Annotated in this window: 17 protein-coding genes; 12 read left to right on the forward strand and 5 right to left on the reverse strand. The window is 72.8% G+C overall.

The features are described 5' to 3' along the window. The 4 genes from AB0924_RS30830 to AB0924_RS30845 form a co-directional block, all read left to right on the forward strand. Positions 1 to 597 (forward strand): alpha-glucosidase C-terminal domain-containing protein (locus AB0924_RS30830; protein ID WP_366913122.1); only part of this gene is annotated, 597 nt, incomplete at its 5' end. A gap of 31 nt (positions 598 to 628) precedes the next feature. After that, the gene (locus AB0924_RS30835) at positions 629 to 1,993 is read left to right on the forward strand and encodes a maltokinase (RefSeq protein ID WP_358939903.1); all 1,365 of its coding nucleotides are present in this window, start codon (positions 629 to 631) and stop codon (positions 1,991 to 1,993) included. Positions 1,994 to 1,997: 4 nt separating this feature from the next. Next, positions 1,998 to 4,205 (forward strand): 1,4-alpha-glucan branching enzyme, encoded by a 2,208-nt coding sequence (gene glgB, locus AB0924_RS30840; protein WP_366913123.1) that lies wholly within the window; start codon positions 1,998 to 2,000, stop codon positions 4,203 to 4,205. Positions 4,206 to 4,296: 91 nt separating this feature from the next. Further along, positions 4,297 to 5,385: a glutamate--cysteine ligase gene (locus AB0924_RS30845; protein ID WP_366913124.1), complete on the forward strand. Its 1,089-nt coding sequence runs from the start codon at positions 4,297 to 4,299 to the stop codon at positions 5,383 to 5,385. Positions 5,386 to 5,427: 42 nt separating this feature from the next. On the opposite strand, the gene AB0924_RS30850 is transcribed toward AB0924_RS30845, so the two are convergent. Further along, on the reverse strand, positions 5,428 to 5,661 hold the full coding sequence (locus tag AB0924_RS30850; RefSeq protein ID WP_358939896.1) for a DUF6480 family protein: 234 nt from the start codon (positions 5,659 to 5,661) through the stop codon (positions 5,428 to 5,430). Between the two features lie 151 nt (positions 5,662 to 5,812). Here AB0924_RS30850 and AB0924_RS30855 point away from each other — a divergent pair, with 151 nt between their 5' ends. The 5 genes from AB0924_RS30855 to AB0924_RS30875 all read left to right on the forward strand — a co-directional run bounded on the left by AB0924_RS30855 (position 5,813) and on the right by AB0924_RS30875 (position 12,526). Next, positions 5,813 to 7,717 carry an AMP-dependent synthetase/ligase gene (locus AB0924_RS30855; RefSeq protein ID WP_366913125.1) on the forward strand — a complete coding sequence of 635 codons (1,905 nt, stop codon included), beginning with the start codon at positions 5,813 to 5,815 and terminating at the stop codon, positions 7,715 to 7,717. A 170-nt stretch (positions 7,718 to 7,887) separates the two neighbouring features. After that, positions 7,888 to 8,322: an ATP-binding protein gene (locus AB0924_RS30860; protein WP_358939892.1), complete on the forward strand. Its 435-nt coding sequence runs from the start codon at positions 7,888 to 7,890 to the stop codon at positions 8,320 to 8,322. A 214-nt stretch (positions 8,323 to 8,536) separates the two neighbouring features. Continuing rightward, positions 8,537 to 9,910 carry an NAD(P)/FAD-dependent oxidoreductase gene (locus tag AB0924_RS30865; protein WP_358939890.1) on the forward strand — a complete coding sequence of 458 codons (1,374 nt, stop codon included), beginning with the start codon at positions 8,537 to 8,539 and terminating at the stop codon, positions 9,908 to 9,910. A gap of 93 nt (positions 9,911 to 10,003) precedes the next feature. Then, positions 10,004 to 10,213, forward strand: coding sequence for a DUF4287 domain-containing protein (locus AB0924_RS30870; RefSeq protein WP_358939888.1), 210 nt, complete (start codon positions 10,004 to 10,006; stop codon positions 10,211 to 10,213). A 96-nt stretch (positions 10,214 to 10,309) separates the two neighbouring features. Continuing rightward, on the forward strand, positions 10,310 to 12,526 hold the full coding sequence (locus AB0924_RS30875; RefSeq protein ID WP_366913126.1) for an FUSC family protein: 2,217 nt from the start codon (positions 10,310 to 10,312) through the stop codon (positions 12,524 to 12,526). Between the two features lie 63 nt (positions 12,527 to 12,589). Here the strand turns inward: AB0924_RS30875 and AB0924_RS30880 are convergent, their stop codons facing one another. Both AB0924_RS30880 and AB0924_RS30885 read right to left on the reverse strand, forming a co-directional pair. Continuing rightward, positions 12,590 to 13,450, reverse strand: coding sequence for an RNA polymerase sigma factor SigF (locus AB0924_RS30880; protein WP_358939884.1), 861 nt, complete (start codon positions 13,448 to 13,450; stop codon positions 12,590 to 12,592). 220 nt (positions 13,451 to 13,670) lie between these two features. Then, positions 13,671 to 14,114, reverse strand: a complete 444-nt coding sequence (locus AB0924_RS30885; protein ID WP_358939881.1) for an ATP-binding protein — start codon at positions 14,112 to 14,114, stop codon at positions 13,671 to 13,673. A 123-nt stretch (positions 14,115 to 14,237) separates the two neighbouring features. Here AB0924_RS30885 and AB0924_RS30890 point away from each other — a divergent pair, with 123 nt between their 5' ends. Further along, positions 14,238 to 14,480, forward strand: a complete 243-nt coding sequence (locus AB0924_RS30890) for a hypothetical protein (RefSeq protein ID WP_358939879.1) — start codon at positions 14,238 to 14,240, stop codon at positions 14,478 to 14,480. 256 nt (positions 14,481 to 14,736) lie between these two features. After that, a complete protein-coding gene (locus AB0924_RS30895; RefSeq protein WP_351673390.1) occupies positions 14,737 to 15,192 on the forward strand; it encodes a cyclic nucleotide-binding domain-containing protein in 456 nt (151 codons plus the stop codon). A 45-nt stretch (positions 15,193 to 15,237) separates the two neighbouring features. Here AB0924_RS30895 and AB0924_RS30900 read toward each other — a convergent pair whose 3' ends face one another. After that, positions 15,238 to 16,572, reverse strand: a complete 1,335-nt coding sequence (locus AB0924_RS30900) for an MFS transporter (RefSeq protein WP_366913127.1) — start codon at positions 16,570 to 16,572, stop codon at positions 15,238 to 15,240. A 123-nt stretch (positions 16,573 to 16,695) separates the two neighbouring features. Further along, positions 16,696 to 17,310: a LysE/ArgO family amino acid transporter gene (locus AB0924_RS30905; RefSeq protein WP_358939874.1), complete on the reverse strand. Its 615-nt coding sequence runs from the start codon at positions 17,308 to 17,310 to the stop codon at positions 16,696 to 16,698. A gap of 66 nt (positions 17,311 to 17,376) precedes the next feature. On the opposite strand from AB0924_RS30905, the gene AB0924_RS30910 reads away from it, so the two are divergent. After that, positions 17,377 to 18,261 carry a LysR family transcriptional regulator ArgP gene (locus tag AB0924_RS30910; RefSeq protein WP_366913128.1) on the forward strand — a complete coding sequence of 295 codons (885 nt, stop codon included), beginning with the start codon at positions 17,377 to 17,379 and terminating at the stop codon, positions 18,259 to 18,261. Positions 18,262 to 18,263 lie beyond the last annotated feature (2 nt).

Genomic DNA, 18,263 nt, shown 5'->3' on the forward strand with positions numbered 1-18,263 from the left:
CAGATCGAGCTGTTCACCGCCCTGCTGCTGTCCCTGCCCGGCTCGCCCATCCTGTACTACGGCGACGAGATCGGCATGGGCGACAACATCTGGCTCGGCGACCGCGACGCCGTCCGCACCCCCATGCAGTGGACCCCCGACCGCAACGCCGGCTTCTCCCTGTGCGACCCGGGGCGCCTGTTCCTGCCCACCATCATGGACCCGGTCCACGGCTACCAGGTCACCAATGTCGAGGCGTCCATGTCCTCCCCGTCCAGCCTGCTCCACTGGACGCGCCGCATGATCGAGATCCGCAAGCAGAACCCCGCCTTCGGACTCGGGTCCTACACCGAGCTGCAGTCGTCCAACCCGGCGGTCCTGGCGTTCCTGCGCGAGTACGGCGACGACCTGGTGCTGTGCGTCCACAACTTCTCGCGGTTCGCGCAGCCCACCGAACTCGACCTGCGGGCCTACGACGGACGGCACCCCGTGGAGCTGATCGGCGGGGTGCGGTTCCCCGCCATCGGTGAACTGCCGTACCTGCTGACCCTCGCGGGCCACGGCTTCTACTGGTTCCGGCTCACCCGAGTCGCATCCCGCATCGGCCGCCGCCGCTGAGCGCACGGCGCCGAGGAAAGGACGCGTCACCATGCCGAAGACCATCACCCTCCGACCGAGAACCGCGGCCGGCGCCGACCGGCCGCTGGCATCGCTGGGCGGGATGCTGCGCGAATGGCTGCCCGAGCAACGCTGGTTCGCGGGCAAGGACCGGCCCGTCACCGATCTGTCGGTACTGTCCGTGACCGAGCTGTTCCCCGGGTGCCTGCACCTGCTGGTGCACGCCTCGCACGCGCCGGTGCCCACACCGGGCGGCACTCCCCCGCCCGGCGACTGCTACCAGCTCCTGCTCGGGCTGCGCGAGCACGTCGCCCCGCGGCTGGAGCGGGCCTTCATCGGACGGGCCGGAGAGGGGCCGCTGGCCGGACTCGCCGTGTACGACGCCCTGCACGACCCGCGCTCCGCCCATCTGCTCCTGGAGCGGCTGCGCCGCCCCGGGGCGGCGGGTCCGCTGCGCTTCGAGACCGCCCCGGCCGTCGAGCTGCCCGGCGGGCTGCCGCCGCGGCTGCTGGACGCCGAGCAGTCCAACTCCTCGATCGTCTACGGCGACGCGTACATCCTGAAGCTGTTCCGCCGCATCCAGCCGGGCGTCAACCCCGATCTGGAGGTGCCCGGCGCGCTGGCCGCGCAGGGCTGCGCCCGGGTGCCGGCCCCGGTCGCCTGGTTCAGCACGACCGCTCCCCGCCCGGCCACACTGGGTGTGCTGCAGCCGTTCCTGCCCGACGCGACCGACGGCTGGACGCTGGCCCTGCGCGCGCTCGCCGCGGGCGACGACTTCACCACCGAGGCCCGCCAACTGGGCCGGGCCATGGCCGAGGTGCACCTGGCACTGGCCGAGGCCTTCCCGCCCGCCGGACCGGGCGAGAACGGGCGTACGGCGGAGGCGATGTGCGCCCGGCTGGACGCCGCCGCGCACGCCGTGCCCGGGCTGCGGCCCTACATCCCCGGGCTGCGCGCCGCGTTCGGCGCGCTGGCCACCTGCGACACCGGGCCGCCCGCCCAGCGCATCCACGGCGATCTGCACCTCGGGCAGGTGCTGCACGCCGGACGCGACTGGTTCGTCATCGACTTCGAGGGGGAGCCGTCCCGGCCGCTCGCCGAGCGGCGGGCAGCTCAGTCCCCGGTGCGGGACGTGGCCGGGATGCTGCGCTCCTTCGACTACGCGGCCCGGCAGCGCCGCCCCTGGCGTCCCGAGTGGGCGCGCCGCTGCCGGGAGGCGTTCTGCGCGGGCTACGCGGCCCGCGCCGGCTGGGACCCACGCAAGAAGCACGCGCTGCTGCGCGCGCACGAGACGGACAGGGCGGTCTACGAGGTGCTGTACGAGGCGAGACACCGACCGGACTGGCTGCCGGTACCGATGGCGGCGATCAAACGGCTCGCCGTGTGGGGAGGCTGACGTCATGGCACTGCGCGACACCGTGCTTCCCGAGCCCGCCGAACCCGCTCCGGCCGCGGCACCGCCGCTCGATCCCGCTGAGCGCGACCGGCTGCTGGGCGGCGCTCACCACGACCCGCACGCCGTGCTGGGTGCCCATCCGGTGCCGGGCGGCGTCCTGTTCCGGGCGCTGCGCCCGAACGCCCGCGCCGTGAGCGTCGTGGTCGGCGGCGAGCACCAGGACCTCGTCTCGGAGGGCGGCGGCCTCTTCGCCGCCGTGCTGCCGTACGACGGGATCCCGCCGTACACACTGCGGGTGGTCTACGACGACGGCGAGCAGGAGACGCACGACCCGTACCGCTTCCTGCCCGCGCTCGGCGAGCTGGACCTGCACCTGATCCGCGAGGGCCGGCACGAGCGGCTGTGGCAGGCGCTCGGCGCCGAGCCCATGACCCACGACGACGTGGCGGGCACCCGCTTCACCGTCTGGGCGCCGAACGCCCAGGGCGTGCGCGTCGCCGGGGACTTCACGTACTGGGACGGCACGCAGTACCCGATGCGCTCGCTCGGCGCGTGCGGCGTGTGGGAGCTGTTCCTGCCCGGCATCGGCGAGGGCGCGCGGTACAAGTTCGAGATCACCTCGCGGTACGGCGACCGGTTCCTCAAGGCGGACCCGATGGCGCGCCGCACCGAGGCACCGCCCGACACGGCCTCCGTCGTGACGGCCGCGCACCACGAGTGGGGCGACGGGGACTGGCTGGCGCACCGCGCCGACGCCCCGGTGCACGAGGCGCCGTTCTCCGTGTACGAGGTCCATCTGCCGTCCTGGCGGAAGGGGCTGAGCTACCGGGAACTGGCGGAGCAGCTCCCGGCGTACGTCAAGGAGATGGGTTTCACCCACGTCGAGCTGATGCCGGTCATGGAGCACCCCTACGGCCCCTCGTGGGGCTACCAGGTCACCTCCTACTACGCCCCGACCGCCCGGCTCGGCACTCCGGACGACTTCCGGTACTTCGTGGACGCCTGCCACCGGGCCGGGATCGGCGTGATCATGGACTGGGTGCCGGCGCACTTCCCGAAGGACGACTGGGCGCTGGCCGGCTTCGACGGCGACCCGCTGTACGAGCCCGGGGACGCCCAGCGCGCCACGCATCCGGACTGGGGCACGTTCGTCTTCGACTACGGGCGTACCGAGGTGCGCAACTTCCTGGTCGCCAACGCGGTGTACTGGTGCGAGGAGTTCCACATCGACGGCCTGCGCGTGGACGCCGTCGCCTCGATGCTCTACCGGGACTACTCGCGCGACTCCGGGCAGTGGACGCCGAACGTCTTCGGCGGGCGCGAGGACCTCGACGCGGTCGCCTTCCTGCAGGAGATGAACGCGACCGTCTACCGGCGCTGCCCCGGGGTGGTGACCATCGCCGAGGAGTCCACCGCCTGGGACGGGGTGACCCGGCCCACGGACAGCGGCGGGCTCGGCTTCGGGCTGAAGTGGAACATGGGCTGGATGCACGACTCGCTGGAGTACATCAAGAAGGAGCCGGTGCACCGCAAGTACCACCACAACGAGATGACCTTCTCGATGGTGTACGCCTACACCGAGAACTACCTCCTGCCCATCTCGCACGACGAGGTCGTGCACGGCAAGCAGGCGCTGGTGTCCAAGATGCCGGGCGACTGGTGGCAGCGGCGGGCCAACCACCGTGCCTACCTCGGCTTCATGTGGGCGCATCCCGGCAAGCAACTGCTCTTCATGGGACAGGAGTTCGCGCAGGGCGCGGAGTTCTCCGAGGCGCACGGGCCCGAGTGGTGGCTGCTGGACGAGGACTACTGCGCGGCCGGTGACCACCGGGGTGTGCGGGACCTGGTCCGGGACCTGAACACGCTGTACCGGGACACCCCCGCGCTGTGGCAGCGGGACACCGACCCGGGCGGCTTCCGCTGGGTGCTGTGCGACGCGGCCGAGGACAACGTCTTCGCGTTCCTGCGGTTCGACGCCGGCGGGTCCCCGCTGCTGGCGGTGTCGAACCTCTCCCCGGTCGTCCGGCACGACTACCGCCTGTGGGTGCCCGAGGAGGTTCCCGCCTGGGCGGAGGCACTGAACACCGACGACGTCCGCTACGGCGGCGGCGGTGTCGGTGTCGGCGCTCCAGGGGCGCTCAAGCCCGAGGACGGGTTCCTGCGGCTGACCCTGCCGCCGCTCGCCACCGTCTGGCTGGGCCCGGTGCGCTGACCCGCAGGTGTCGACCGCCGCCCCCGGGGCAGTCGGGGTCGTACAGACTCGCGGCTGCCCCTCGGGGCGCGGACGGAAGGACGGCACGACCTTGCGCACGGTGGGAGTGGAGGAGGAACTCCTTCTGGTCGACCCGGAGACCGGCGACCCCAGGGCACTGTCCGCCGCCGTCCTGGCCCGCGCCGCTCAGGACGATCCCGGACAGGACGTCTTCGAGAAGGAGTTGTTCGGGCAGATGCTGGAGTTCGCCACGCATCCGCAGTCGGACATGGCGGCTCTCGGCGCGGAGATCGTTCGCTGCCGCAAGGAGGCGGCCCGGCACGCCGGGGAGATCGGCTGCGCGGTCGCCGCGCTCGCCACCTCCCCGCTCCCGGTGAGCCCGTCGATCAGCATGAACGACCGCTACCAGTGGATGGCCGGGCAGTACGGCATCGCCACCCGGGAGCAACTGGTGTGCGGCTGCCATGTGCATGTGTCGGTGGAGTCCGACGAGGAGGGCGTCGCGGTCCTCGACCGGATCCGGCCGTGGCTGCCGGCGCTGTCCGCGCTGAGCGCCAACTCGCCCTACTGGCAGGGGCGGGACACCGACTACGCCGGCTACCGCAGCCGGGTGTGGGGACGCTGGCCGTCGGCGGGGCCGACGGAGCTGTTCGGCTCGGCCGAGCGGTACCACCGCCGGGTGAAGGACATGGTGGAGACCGGGGTCATCCTGGACGAGGGGATGGTCTACTTCGACGCCCGGCTGTCCGCCAGCTACCCGACCGTGGAGGTACGGGTGGCGGACGTGTGCCTGCGCGCGGACACCGCCGTCCTCGTCGCCACGCTGGTGCGCGCCCTGGTGGAGACGGCGGCGCGGGAGTGGCGGGACGGCCGGCCGCCGGCCGACCACAGTGTGAGCCTGCTGAGGCTGGCCGCCTGGCAGGCCGCCCGGTCCGGCCTGGACGCGAACCTGCTCGACCCCCGCACCCTGCGGCCCCGCCCCGCCGCCGAGGTGGTGCGCGCGCTGCTGGAGCACACCTCGGACGCGCTCGGGGAGAGCGGGGACGCGGCCCGCGCCGAGGAGGCCGTCGAGGTGCTGCTGCGCCGGGGCAACGGCGCGGCGGAGCAGCGGCTGCTGATGGAGCGCGGCGGCAGCCTGCGGGACGTCGTCACCGAGTGTGTGCGCCGCACACAGGACTGACGACACCCGCTGCTGGGCCGGGCCGCGCCCGCCCAGCGGTTCTCAGAGGATCAGGACGAGGGCGTAGACCAGGAAGAAGGCCGCGATCAGGGCGACGAGGACGAGGATCAGCGTCAGCGGCGCCTTGGCCCAGCCCCTGGTCGGATTGTGCGTCTCCCGGGGCCCGGCCTCGGGCATGCTGCTCTCGGCGGGCGGTGTCTCGCCTGGCGGGACTCCGCCTCCGGGTTCCAGCCCGGTGGTCCGCTCGGGCTCCGGATCGGGGTTCACATGAGTCATGCCTCCCGAGTCCCCCGGACACGCCCAGATCATCACCCGATCACGACTTGCCTGATCCGGGTCCCGAAACCGGTTCCCTGGGCTAGATTCGAGCACCGCCGGCACAGAGCCGACCGGCGCAGTCACCCTCCGTACACCCCGGGAGCAGCGCATGCGCGACGACGCCCTCGCTCCGGCAGCCGCACGCCCGCTGACCGGCGGACTGGCCGACAGCGTCTTCGAGACAGCGGATCGGACCCCGGCCCTGCCGGTCCTGGCCCGTCGTTCGGACGCGGCGCCCGGCCGGTGGGAGGAGGTGACGGCGGTCGAGCTGCGGGACGAGGTGACCGACCTGGCCAAGGGCCTGGTGGCCGCCGGGATCTCGCCCGGGCACCGGGTGGCCCTGATGGCCCGGACCCGGTACGAGTGGACGGTTTTCGCCCACGCCCTGTGGACCGTGGGCGCCGAGGTCGTCCCGGTGCATCCGACGTCCTCGCGCGACCAGGTGGAGTGGATCCTGCGGGACGCCGGCTGCGTGGCGATCGTGGTGGAGGACGAACAGGGCGCGATGACCGTGGGCACCGTGTGCGCGGGTCTGCCGCGCCTGCGGCACGTCTGGCAGCTCGACGCGGGCGCCCTGTCCCGGCTGTCCGAGCAGGGCGCGCTGGTCCCGCCGACCACGGTGGACTCGCTGCGCCGGATCGTGCTGCCGGACGCCACGGCGGCCATCGCCTACACGTCGGGCACCTCGGGCCGGCCGCTGGGCTGCGCGCTGAGCCACCGGAGCCTCGCCTACCCGTGCGACACCCTGCTGGCCGGCTGGGGGCACACCGCGGCGCCGCCGGGCGAACAGCCGTCCGTGCTCGCCTTCCTGCCCTTCTCGCACGTGTACGGACTCATGATCCAGCAGGTGTGCCTGCGCGGCGGGGTGCTCATGGCGCACGAGCCCGAGATGACCGGGGCCGCGCTCGTCTCGGCGCTGCGCTCCTTCCGGCCGACGTATCTGTACGGGGTGCCGTCGGTGTTCGAGAAGCTGTACAAGACGTTCCTGCGGACGGCCCACGAGGCGGGCCGCGGCGCCCTGTTCGAGCGGGCCGCGCAGACCGCACGGGACTTCGCCGGGGCCCAGGAGCGCCGGCGGCTCGGCCGTGGACCGGGCCCGGGACTGGACCTGCGGCTGCAGCACGCCCTGTACGAGCGGACGGTGTACCGCAGGCTGCGCGAGGCGCTCGGCGGCCGGGCGGCGCGGGGCACCTCGGGCGGCTCGTCGCTCAGCCGCGAACTGTCCCTGTTCTACGAGGGCATCGGACTGCACATCCACGATGGCTACGGTCTGACGGAGAGTTCCGGCGGGATCACCATGCAGCCGCTCGGCCGGGAGAAGTCCGGGACCGTGGGCCGCCCGCTGCCCGGGACCGAGGTCCGGATCGCCGACGACGGGGAGATCCTGGTGCGCGGCCCGTCGGTGTTCCAGGGATACGTCGGCGACGAGGCGCGCACCCGGGGCGCGCTGCACCGCGGCTGGCTGGCCACCGGGGACATCGGACGGCTGGACTCCGAGGGTTATCTGACGATCACCGGCCGCAAGAAGGACGTCCTGGTCACCAGCAGCGGCAAGAGCGTGGCGCCGGCACCGCTGGAGGAGCGGCTGCGGCTGCATCCGCTGGTGCACCAGGCGGTGGTGGTGGGCGACGACCGGCCCTGTGTAGGGGCGCTGATCACCCTGGACCCGGAGTTCCTCGCGCACTGGCGGGCGGCGCTGGCGCTGCAGGGCGAGTCGTCGGGCCGTGAGACGCGCGAGGAGAACGCGCTCATGGAGGAGATCGCACGGGCCGTCGCCTCGGCCAACAGCGCGGTGTCCCGCGCCGAGTCCATCAGGGTCTACCGTGTCCTCCCGGAGCCGTTCGCCCCGGACAACGGTCTGCTGACACCGTCGCTGAAGCTGCGTCGCGACGCCATCGCGCGGCATTACGCCGCCGAGATCGACGCGATGTACGAGGCCCGGTCCCGGGCGGCGCGGCGGCCGACCGCCGCGGAGCCGGCCGACTGGGACGAGCCGGACAGCGTCTTCGGGTAGGGTGCGCGCCGTCCGCCGGGGAGGGTCCGGGCTCCGAGCGAGGCCGACGCGAGCGGGACGGATATCCGGCCCGGCTGTGGGAACCCGCAGCATGGGAATGATCAGCAACGACGACCGCCCTGGTCGGCGGGGGCCGCCCGGCCCCCGCCGCCGGGGCCGGGGAATGCGAGATGTCGACGGAGCCGCGTTGGGATGAGACACCGCCCTCGGAGGAGAGGTACGAGCGTACGTACTCCTTCCCGGGCGAGCTGCGCAATGTCACGGGTGCCCGGCTCGCCGCCGAGGAGTTCCTGGGCGACCTGGCGCGGAACGCCCCGCCGGCCGCGCCGGAGTACTGGGACGACATCCTGCTGGTGGTCACGGAGCTGGCCGCCAATGTCATCCAGTACGCTCCCGGGCCCTTCGGCCTGCACATGCGCCGCACCTTCGACGGCGTGCACGTGACGATGCACGACACCAGCACCACCCGGCCCGAGCCGCGGCCCTTCCACCCCGACGCGGGCGGCGGCGGCATCGGCTGGCATCTGGTGCACACGCTGTGCGACCAGGTGAGCGTCGTGGTCCAGGACGAAGGCAAGGACATCCACGTGTTCCTGCCCTGGTGACGGCCTGCGCGGGCCCGATTCCGGCGGCCACGTGTAGTCGTGCGGGATTCGGATACTCCGGCTCCGCGGGGGCACGCCGGTGCCTCCCACGCGTTCGTCTGCCTGCCGCACCCGGCTGGCGGAACGGCCCGGGCCGCGATGGGATCGAGATGGTCGCGGCGATCCGGGGCAGGCGAACGACGTCGAGTCGGACCGCCTGGAGCCGCAGAGAGGGATGGACACCGTGACACGACCCAGGATCCTGGTGGTTGGCGCAGGCTTCGCCGGAGTCGAGTGCGTCCGCCGCCTGGAGCGGAAACTCACCCCCGAGGACGCCGACGTCGCCCTGGTGACGCCGTTCGCCTATCAGCTCTACCTCCCACTGCTCCCCCAGGTCGCCTCCGGCGTGCTCACGCCGCAGTCGATCGCGCTGTCGCTGCGCCGCAGCAAGAAGTACCGCACCCGGATCATCCCGGGCGGCGCGGTCGGCGTGGACCTGAAGTCGAAGGTCTGTGTCGTGCGCACCATCACCGACAAGCTGGTCAACGAGCGGTACGACTACATCGTGCTGGCGCCGGGGAGCGTGACCCGTACCTTCGACATCCCGGGGCTCACCGACCATGCCTTCGGCATGAAGACCCTCGCCGAGGCCGCGTACGTCCGGGACCACGTCATCGCGCAGCTCGACCTCGCGGACGCCAGCGACGACCCGGCCGAGCGGGCCGCGCGGCTGCAGTTCGTGGTGGTCGGCGGCGGCTACGCGGGCACGGAGACCGCGGCCTGTCTGCAGCGGCTGACGCACGCGGCCGTGCAGCGCTATCCGCGGCTGGACCCGGGCCTGATCAAGTGGCATCTGATCGACATCGCGCCGAAACTCATGCCGGAGCTGGGCGACAAGCTCGGCCGCAGCGCGCAGGAGATCCTCAAGCGGCGCGGCATCGAAGTCTCGCTGGGCGTGTCGATCGACAAGGCCAGTGCGGAGGAGGTCACCTTCACCGACGGCCGGGTGGTGCCGACCCACACGCTGATCTGGACGGCCGGTGTGGTGGCCAGTCCGCTCATCGCCACGCTGGGCGCGGAGACGGTGCGGGGCAGGCTCGCGGTGAACGCCGAGATGAACCTGCCCGGTCACGACGGGGTGTTCGCGCTCGGCGACTCGGCGGCCGTGCCGGACGTCGCCAAGGGCGACGGCGCGGTCTGCCCGCCCACGGCGCAGCACGCCCTGCGCCAGGGCAAGAAGGTCGCGGACAACGTCATCGCGGCGCTGCGCAACCAGCCGCTCGAGCCCTATGTGCACCGTGACCTGGGGCTCGTCGTCGACCTCGGCGGCAAGGACGCCGTTTCCAAGCCGCTGGGCGTCGAGCTGCGCGGCATCCCGGCCCAGGCGGTGGCCCGCGGCTATCACCTCGGAGCGCTGCGCACCAACGTCGCCAAGACGCGGGTCGTGACCAACTGGCTGCTGAACGCGGTCGCCGGCGACGACTTCGTGCGCACCGGCTTCCAGGCGCGCAGGCCGGCCCGGCTCAAGGACTTCGAGTACACGGACTCCTATCTGACTCCGGAGCAGGTGCGCGCACGGCTGGAGGAGCAGACCGCGGGCAGCCCCTGATGTGACCGGGATCACCGGGGACCGCCGATCACTTCCCAGCCGGTCGGCGGTCTTTCATGGTGATCAGGAAGCATCACACGGAGGGACACCGGCATGACCGAGAAGACCGTGAAGGGCCCGGCGAGCTACTTCCCCGCGATCGAGAAGAAGTACGGCCGTCCGGTCGGCGAGTGGCAGGAGCTGATCCGTTCCTCGCCGCTGACGCGGCACATGGAGCTGGTCGCCTGGCTGAAGGACGAGCACGGTCTCGGCCACGGCCACGCCAACGCCCTGGTGGCGCACACGCTGGCCGGGGGCAGGTAGTCCGGATCCTCGTGCCATGCTGGTTCGTAGATCAAATACTGGCACGGGAGAGAGCGCGGCGGCGTGAGGGAAGCGGTTCGGTCGGGGTGGGCACGGATGTGGGACCGGCTGGCCGCGTCCGATCCCGGACTGCTCAGGCTCACCGCGGGCCTGCGCACGGTGACCGCCATCGCCCTGACCCTCGCGGTGCTGGCTGTGCTGCGGGTCCCCGTGCCGCAACTGGTCGCGGGGGCCATCTCGGCGATGGTCGCGACCTTCGCCATCCGGGAGAAGCAGCGCGCCCAGCAGGCCGTCACCCTCGCGCTGGGCCTGCCGGTGGCACTCGCCTCGGTCTCGCTGGGGGCGCTGCTCAGCCAGCGGGTCGTCGTGGGCGACCTGTTCTTCGTCGTCCTCATCTTCTGCGCGGTGTACGGCCGCAGGTTCGGCGACCGCGGCACGGCGCTGGGCCTGGTCGGCTTCCAGGTCTACTTCATGTCGCTGTTCGTGGGCGCGACCCCGGCCACGCTGCCCGCCCTGTACGTCGTGATCACCGTGGCGTTCGGCTGCGCCGCCCTGGCCCGCTTCGCGCTGCTGCCGCAGACCCCGGCGGGCACCCTGGACCGGCTGCGGCGGGCCTTCCGCGCCCGGCTGGGCCAGCTCTTCGCCACCCAGATCGAGCTGCTGGACGCCGGCCCCGATGACGTGGACAAGGTGCTCCAGGAGCTGCGCACCCGGACCGCGCGGCTGCACGAGACGGCACTGATGATCCAGGGCAGGCTGGCGGACGGCACCGGCGACGAGGCGACGGCGCGGCTGCTGCAGCGCCGGATCGCGGACGCCGAGATCGCCGCCGAGCGGCTCGGACTGCTGCTGCTCACCGCGCGCAGCGCCGAGCGGACCGACACCCTGACCCTGCACCTGCCCGGCGCTCCCCTGCCGTCCGGCGGCGAACTGCCGGTGCGCGACGGGGCCACGGCACAGCTGCGGCGGGATCTGGCGGCGCTGCGCCTGCTCGTCCTGCGGCCGGCCGGCGAGGCTTCGGGGACGGCGCTGGCACACCTGCGCAACCGGCTGCTCGGCTACCGCGAGGAGGAGAACCTGCCGAAGGCCGCACCGGCCGTGCAGGACGTTTTCCGGGGCATCGGTGAGGCCGGACGGGCCGTGCTCGGACTGCGGATCGCCCTGGACGGGCCGCAGGACGAGTCCGACGACTCCCCGGCGACGGCCCGCTCCCGTGAGGAGCTGGACGCCGAGGACGCGGCCATCGAGGGCAGCGAGGAGGACGAGGCCGGCAAGCCGGAGCCGGTGGGGCTGGGGCGGCCCACCACCCGCGCCGCCGTTCAGGTCGCGGTGGGTTCGGCGCTCGCCATCGCCGGTGGCGAACTGCTGTCCGGCCAGCGCTGGTACTGGGCGGTCCTGACCTGCTGGATCGTGTTCATCAACACCTCCTCCACCGGCGAGATCCTGGTGAAGGGCTACCGGCGCGTGCTCGGCACGGTGCTCGGCGTGGTGGCCGGCATCGGGCTCGCCGGGCTGGTCGGGAACCACACGTGGACGGCGTTCGCGCTGGTGCTGCTGTTCGTCTTCACGATGTTCTACACCGCGCCGCTCTCGTACACGCTGATGTCGTTCTTCGTCACGGCGATGCTGGGGCTGCTGTACACGCTGCTGAACAGCTACAGCCTGTCGGTGCTGGTGCTGCGGGTGGAGGAGACGGCGCTGGGCGCGGCCTGCGGGGTGATAGCGGCGGCGGTGGTCCTGCCGATCCATACCGACCGGCGCACCAACGACCTGCTCGTCGACGTCCTGGAGAAGCTGGCGGAGGTCACCCGCGCCGCCGCCGACCAGCTCAGCGGCGGGCTGCCGGTCGACCTGGTCGACAAGGCCCGCGAGCTGGACCAGGCGCTGGCCGATCTGCGGGCCGCCACCCAGCCGCTGACCCACCCGGTCACCCCCCTGCGCTCCCGCCGGGACACCGCCCGGTACGTGATGGCGCTGCTCGAGACCTGCGCGTACCACGCCCGTTCCCTGGCGGCCACCGCCGAGCTGCTGCCCACTCACGCGTCCATAGCGGCGGACCCGCGGCTGCGCACGGTGGGACGGCGGATCGTGCAGAACATCGAGGCGATCGCCGCGCACGTGGCGGACCGGCGGTCGGCGGCGAAGATCGAGACCGGCCCCAGCATCGCGTCCCTGCTGGAGCCGGGCACCCTGCGCAGTCCGCGCTACGGCCGGGTGACCGACCGGGTGCTGCGCCATCTGCAGCGGCTGGACGAAGCGGTGTCGGGCCTGGGGCGTCCGCTCGGTGTCAGCCCCGAGCCCCGCGTGAAGTGACCCGTGAAGTGACCGTTCACCCGGACCGGGCCCGTCGGCGCGGGCCCGGTCCGGGCCGTTTGGTCACCGGGTCTTCCGGACGCCCGGCCGCTGCCCCAGCACCTCGTCGCGCACCCGGGCGCAGCTCCGGCTGATCAGCCGCGAGACGTGCATCTGGGAGATGCCCAGCCGGTCGGCGATGCGGCTCTGCGTCATGTCCTCGAAGAAGCGCATGTAGAGGATGGCCCGCTCCCGTTCGGGCAGCCGGCGCAGTCCCTCCTTGGCGGCCTCGCGGTCCACGACGACGTCGTACGCGCCGTCCGCCGCGCCGAGCGTGTCGGCGAGGCTGTAACCGTCGTCGCCGCTGGACAGCTCGGCGTCCAGCGAGAGGGTGCTGAAGCTCTCCAGCGCCTCCATGCCCGCGGCGACCTCCTCCTCGGTGAGGCCGGTGTGCACCGCGATGTCGGCGGGGGTGGGCTCGGGACTGCCGGGCATCTGGGTGAGTTCACGGCGGGCCACCCGGACCCGGTTGCGCAGTTCCTGGACGCGGCGGGGCACCCGCAGGGCCCACATCCGGTCCCGGAAGTGCCGCTTGACCTCGCCGGTGATGGTCGGCACGGCGTAGCTCTCGAAGGCCCCCCGGGACGGGTCGAACCGGTCGATGGCCTTGACCAGCCCCAGCGCGGCCACCTGCCGCAGGTCCTCCACGGACTCCCCCCGGTCGCGGAACCGGCCCGCTATCCGGTGGGCCATGGGCAGCCAGGCGGTCACCAGTTCGTCGCGTACGGCGTCCCGCTCGGGCCCTTCCTCCAGTTCCGCCAGCCGGGCGAAGAGGTCCGCGGTGGCGGGGGCGTCGTCATGGGTCCGCCGCCCGGACGTGGAGGTCGAGGTGGCGGCGGGGGTGCCGGGCGTGCCGGAAGGGCTTGTCGACTCGTCGGTCAGCATGCGGAATCGCTCCTGAACGTGGTTTCCGGGCATGAGACGGAACCGTGGTTCCGGGTCCTGGCCCGAACGGTGCTGTCAGGGTTCGCCGCGAGATGGGTGCGCAGGCCTCCGGAGGGGGCCTGCGGCGTTCTCATCCCGCCGGGCGCGCGCCTCCGGTCCGAAGCACGAGGTTCCGTCTGCCCCTGCGTATGCGTGGCAAACGCCGCTAACGGAACTTCTCCTACCGTTCCCAGCCGAGCGGTACGACGGCGGTGATCCGCTTGCCGCCGCGGGGCAGCCCGGCCACGCTGACGTCGCGGGCCAGCAGGCACACGATGGGCCAGCCGCGGCCCCCGAGCCGGTTGCGGCCCCGCGCGTCCACCGGTGCCTCGACCACCGGGATCTCGTCGCTGCCGTCGCTGACCGACACGCTCACCGTGCCGCTGTCGACGTCGACGTCGAATCCGGTGATGCCCCCGCCGTGCAGGATGGCGTTGGTGGTGAGTTCGGAGGTGACCAGCAGGACGTCGTCCAGCGCGTCGTCGTCGCAGGGGACGGCGCGGGTCCGGCAGCGCTCGGCCACCACCCGCTGGACGGTTCTGCGGGCGTCCGCCGGCCGGCACGGCAGTGACCGGCACGGCTCCCGCAGTCCCGCCGGGGAGTCGGTCCTTTGCGTCTCGCGCATGCCTTCCCTCCCTTGGTGCTGCCCGGATCGCCGGGTCTCTTGTTTCGGCTGACCCTTCCCGGCGCCCTCAAACACCGTCGGTTGCGTTGTCATCACCGGGCGCCGGGCGGGTACGCGGACCGTATGACGGATGTCGTGGACGCTGACGAACTGCTGCGGCGGATCAGGCGGGGCAAGGACTGGGCGGCCGAGGAGGAACGGGCCTGGCGGGAGCAGGCGCGGAGCCTGACGGCGACCGATCCGGAGGGGGCGCGGGAGGCGTCCGTACGGGCCGGGGCGTACGAGGTGGTGCTGCGCGTGCTGGAGGAGATCGTCGACCCGGGCGCGGCGCCGGCGGAGCGGGCGGGGGTGAGACAGGTCACCTGACCCGTTCCCGATTGGGCGAATGACGGCAGGATGGTTTATCGTTCATACATACGTGGTGACGGGGTCGACCGGAACCGTCCTCCATCACCACCGCGTACGGCCCTGGCTGGTCTCCCCCGTCCAGCCAGGGCTTTTTCATGCCCGCGAGCACACGCGCGGGTCGTGCGCCGTTCCTTCGAGGTGCCCGGGACGGCGGCAGCGGCTGAAATGGGTTGGGGAACACACCCCGACCGCTGCCGGCGAGGAGTCCCGCGCCATGACCAAAGCGATAAAACTGCTGACCGCCCTGCCACAGGCGCAACGTGAGCGGCTGATGGAGCTGGCGAAGGAGGTCTCCTTCCCGGAGGACTCCCGGATCTTCGAGCCGGGCGGCACCGCCGACCGCTTCTGGGTGATCCGCTCGGGCGCGGTCCATCTGGACCAGCAGGTCACGTCCCGGCAGCGGGTCACCGTGGCCACGCTGGGCGCGGGCGACATGCTCGGCTGGTCCTGGCTGTTCCCCCCGTACCAGTGGGACTTCGGCGCGGTGGCCTTCAGCAACGTACGGGCCTACGAGTTCGACGGGCCGTCGGTGCTCGCGCTGAGCGTGGAGGACCCGCTGCTCGGGCTGTCACTGGTGCGCACGGTCGCCGAGATCCTCGCCCACCGGCTGGAGACCACCCGGGGCAAGCTGATGGACCAGTACGCGGTCCGCCGGCGCGGACCGCTGTGAGCCGCCCGGGACGGCCGTCGCGCGGCCGCCCCGTGGCCCGTCGCGTCAGATCCGGTAGCGGCGCAGGGCCGGCACCGCGGCGGCCAGCGCCAGCATCACCACGACGACCAGGACGCCGCCGCCCGCCACCGCGGTTCTGGCGCCGAACGCCGAGCCGGCGGTGCCGTGCAGCACGTCGGCCAGGCGCGGGCCGCCCGCGACCACCACGGTGAACACGCCCTGCATCCGGCCGCGCATGTCGTCGGTGGCGGCGGACAGCAGGATGGCCCCGCGGAACACCATGGAGATCATGTCGGCGAGACCGGCGGCGGCCAGGAAGGCGAAGGCCAACCAGAGGTTGCCGCTCAGCCCGAACCCGGCGATGGCCACGCCCCAGCCGACGACCGCGCCGATGACCATCCAGCCGTGCCGCCGCGCTCGCGAGAAGACGCCCGAGAACAGTCCGCCGAGCACCGCGCCGACCGGGACCCCGGCGAACAGCACGCCGAGCGCCAGGCCCGCGCCCCAGGGGGTGTAGGTCTCCGCGGCGAGCTGCGGGAACAGGGCGCGGGGCATGCCGAGAACCATGGCCACGATGTCGGCGAGGAAGGACAGCAGCAGCACCTTGTGCCCGGAGATGTACCGGAAGCCGGCCGCGATCTCGCGCACTCCGGCCCGCCGGGCGGGCCGTTCGCCGAGCGGTGGCAGCGCGGGCAGCCGGAACACCGCCCACACGGTGACGCACAGGGCCAGCGCGTCGATCAGGTACAGCTCGGGCAGCCCGATGACCGGGATCAGCACACCGGCCAGCAGCGGTCCCGCGACCAGGCCGGTCTGCATCACGGTCGAGCCGAGCGCGTTCGCCGCGGGCAGTTCCGCGGCCGGCACCAGGCGGGCGATGGAGGCGTTGCGGGCCGGGGAGTTGAGGCCGAAGAACGCCTGCTGCAGCGCGAGCAGCAGCATGAGCACGACGACGGAGTCCAGGCCCGTGACGGCCTGCGCCCAGAACAGCACCGAGGTCACGGCGATCCCGGCGTTGGTGACCAGCAACAGCTTGCGCCGGTCCACCGTGTCGGCGACCGCCCCGCCCCACAGCGCGAACACCACCATGGGCACCAGGCCTGCGAGGCTGGCGTAGCCCACCCAGGCCGAGGAGTGGGTGATGTCGTAGATCTGCTTGGGCACGGCGACGGCGGTCAGCTGGCTGCCGACGGCGGTGACGACGGTCGACGACCACAGGCGCCGGAAGGCCGGGATGCGCAGCGGCCGGGTGTCCATCGCCCAGCGGCGCCAGCCGCGCCCGGGCGGGGCGGGCGCGGCCGGGGCGCCGGCATCGGTGGCTCCGTCGGGTCCGGTGCCGGTGGTCTGTGGTTCGGTGTCGCTGCTCTCGCTGGTGTCCACGGAGTTCCTGGTCGCTCGTCAGAGGTTGCTCGATACATCTTTCGATTCGAGGCCCCACTATCGCAGAACTCCTGAGGCTGCCTAACCACCTCTTGAGCCAGTGTTCACGGGTGGCGGGAACAGTCAGGCGTCGAGGACCAGGGCGGCGCCGAGCGCCAGCATGGTGACCGCGACCAGGCCGTCCAGGACCCGCCAGGCCGTGGGCCGGGCGAGGAGCCGGCCGAGCAGCCGGGCGCCGAAACCGAGGGCCGCGAACCAGCAGAGGCTGGCGAGGGCCGCGCCGAGACCGAAGGTCCAGCGCAGCGGGCCGCGGTCGGCGGCGAGGGAGCCGAGCAGGAACACGGTGTCCAGGTAGACGTGCGGGTTGAGCCAGGTCATCGCCAGGCAGGTGAGCACCGCCCGCCGCCGGGAGCCCGCCGCCTCGCCCTCCGCCCGCAGTCCGTCGCCGGGCCTGAGGACGCGGCGGGCGGCGAGGGCGCCGTAGCAGAGCAGGAACGCGCCGCCCACGATCCCGACGGCGCGCACCGCGCCCGGCCAGGCCACCACGACCGCACCGACGCCGCCGACGCCCAGCGCGATGAGCAGCGCGTCGGACAGGGCGCAGATCCCGACCACCGCGAGCACGGCGTCCCGGCGCACCCCCTGCCGCAGGACGAAGGCGTTCTGGGCGCCGATGGCGACGATCAGGGAGAGCCCGGTGCCGAATCCGGCGGCCGCGGCGGTCAGGGCGTGGTTCATGCCCTCGACGCTAGCCAGTCGAGCACCACGCGTACAGCTGAAGATTTTTACGTAGCATTAGCTCTCGTGATGACCGAGCTTCCCCTGGAGCAGGTGCGGACGCTGCTCGCCGTGGTGGACGAGGGCACGTTCGACGCGGCGGCCGCGGCCCTGCACCTGACGCCGTCGGCGGTCAGCCAGCGGGTCAAGGCGCTGGAGCAGCGCACCGGCCGGGTGCTGCTCCAGCGCACCAAGCCGGTGCGGCCGACGGAGTCCGGGGCGGTGCTGGTGCGGTTCGCCCGGCAACTGGCCCGGCTGGAGCGGGACGCGCGCGGCGAGCTGGGGCTGAGCGGTGCCGGGGAACCGACGCGGGTGTCGGTCGCCGTGAACGCGGACTCGCTGGCGACCTGGTTCCTCGGGGCACTCACCCAGGTGCCCGGGCTCTGTTTCGAACTGCACCGGGAGGACGAGGCCCACACGGCCGCGCTGCTGCGCGAGGGGCTGGTGATGGCGGCGGTGACCTCCTCGCCCGACCCGGTGCCGGGCTGCTCGGTCCGTGCGCTGGGCCGGATGCGCTATCTGCCGGCCGCCGCGCCCGAGTTCGCCGAGCGGTATCTGGACGGGCCCCTGCCGGATCTGCTGCCCGACGCGCCCGTGGTGGCCTTCGACCGCAAGGACGACTTCCAGGACGGCTTCGTCAGACAGCTGGGCCGCGGGGCCGCGAGCTCGCTGCGGCACCACGTGCCCACCTCCGAGGGCTTCACCGAGGCGGTCGCCGCGGGACTGGGCTGGGGCATGGTCCCGGAGGCCCAGGCCCGTCCGCTGCTGGCCGCGGGCCGCCTCGTCCTGCTGGCGCCGGACCGGAGTGTGGACGTCAACCTGTACTGGCAGCAGTGGAAGCTCGACTCCCCCGCCCTGGCGGCACTGGCCGAGGCGGTGACACGGACGGCGGCCGGGGCGCTGCGCCGGTGATC

The organism is Streptomyces sp. NPDC047869, assembly GCF_040704065.1.
Classification (GTDB): domain Bacteria; phylum Actinomycetota; class Actinomycetes; order Streptomycetales; family Streptomycetaceae; genus Streptomyces.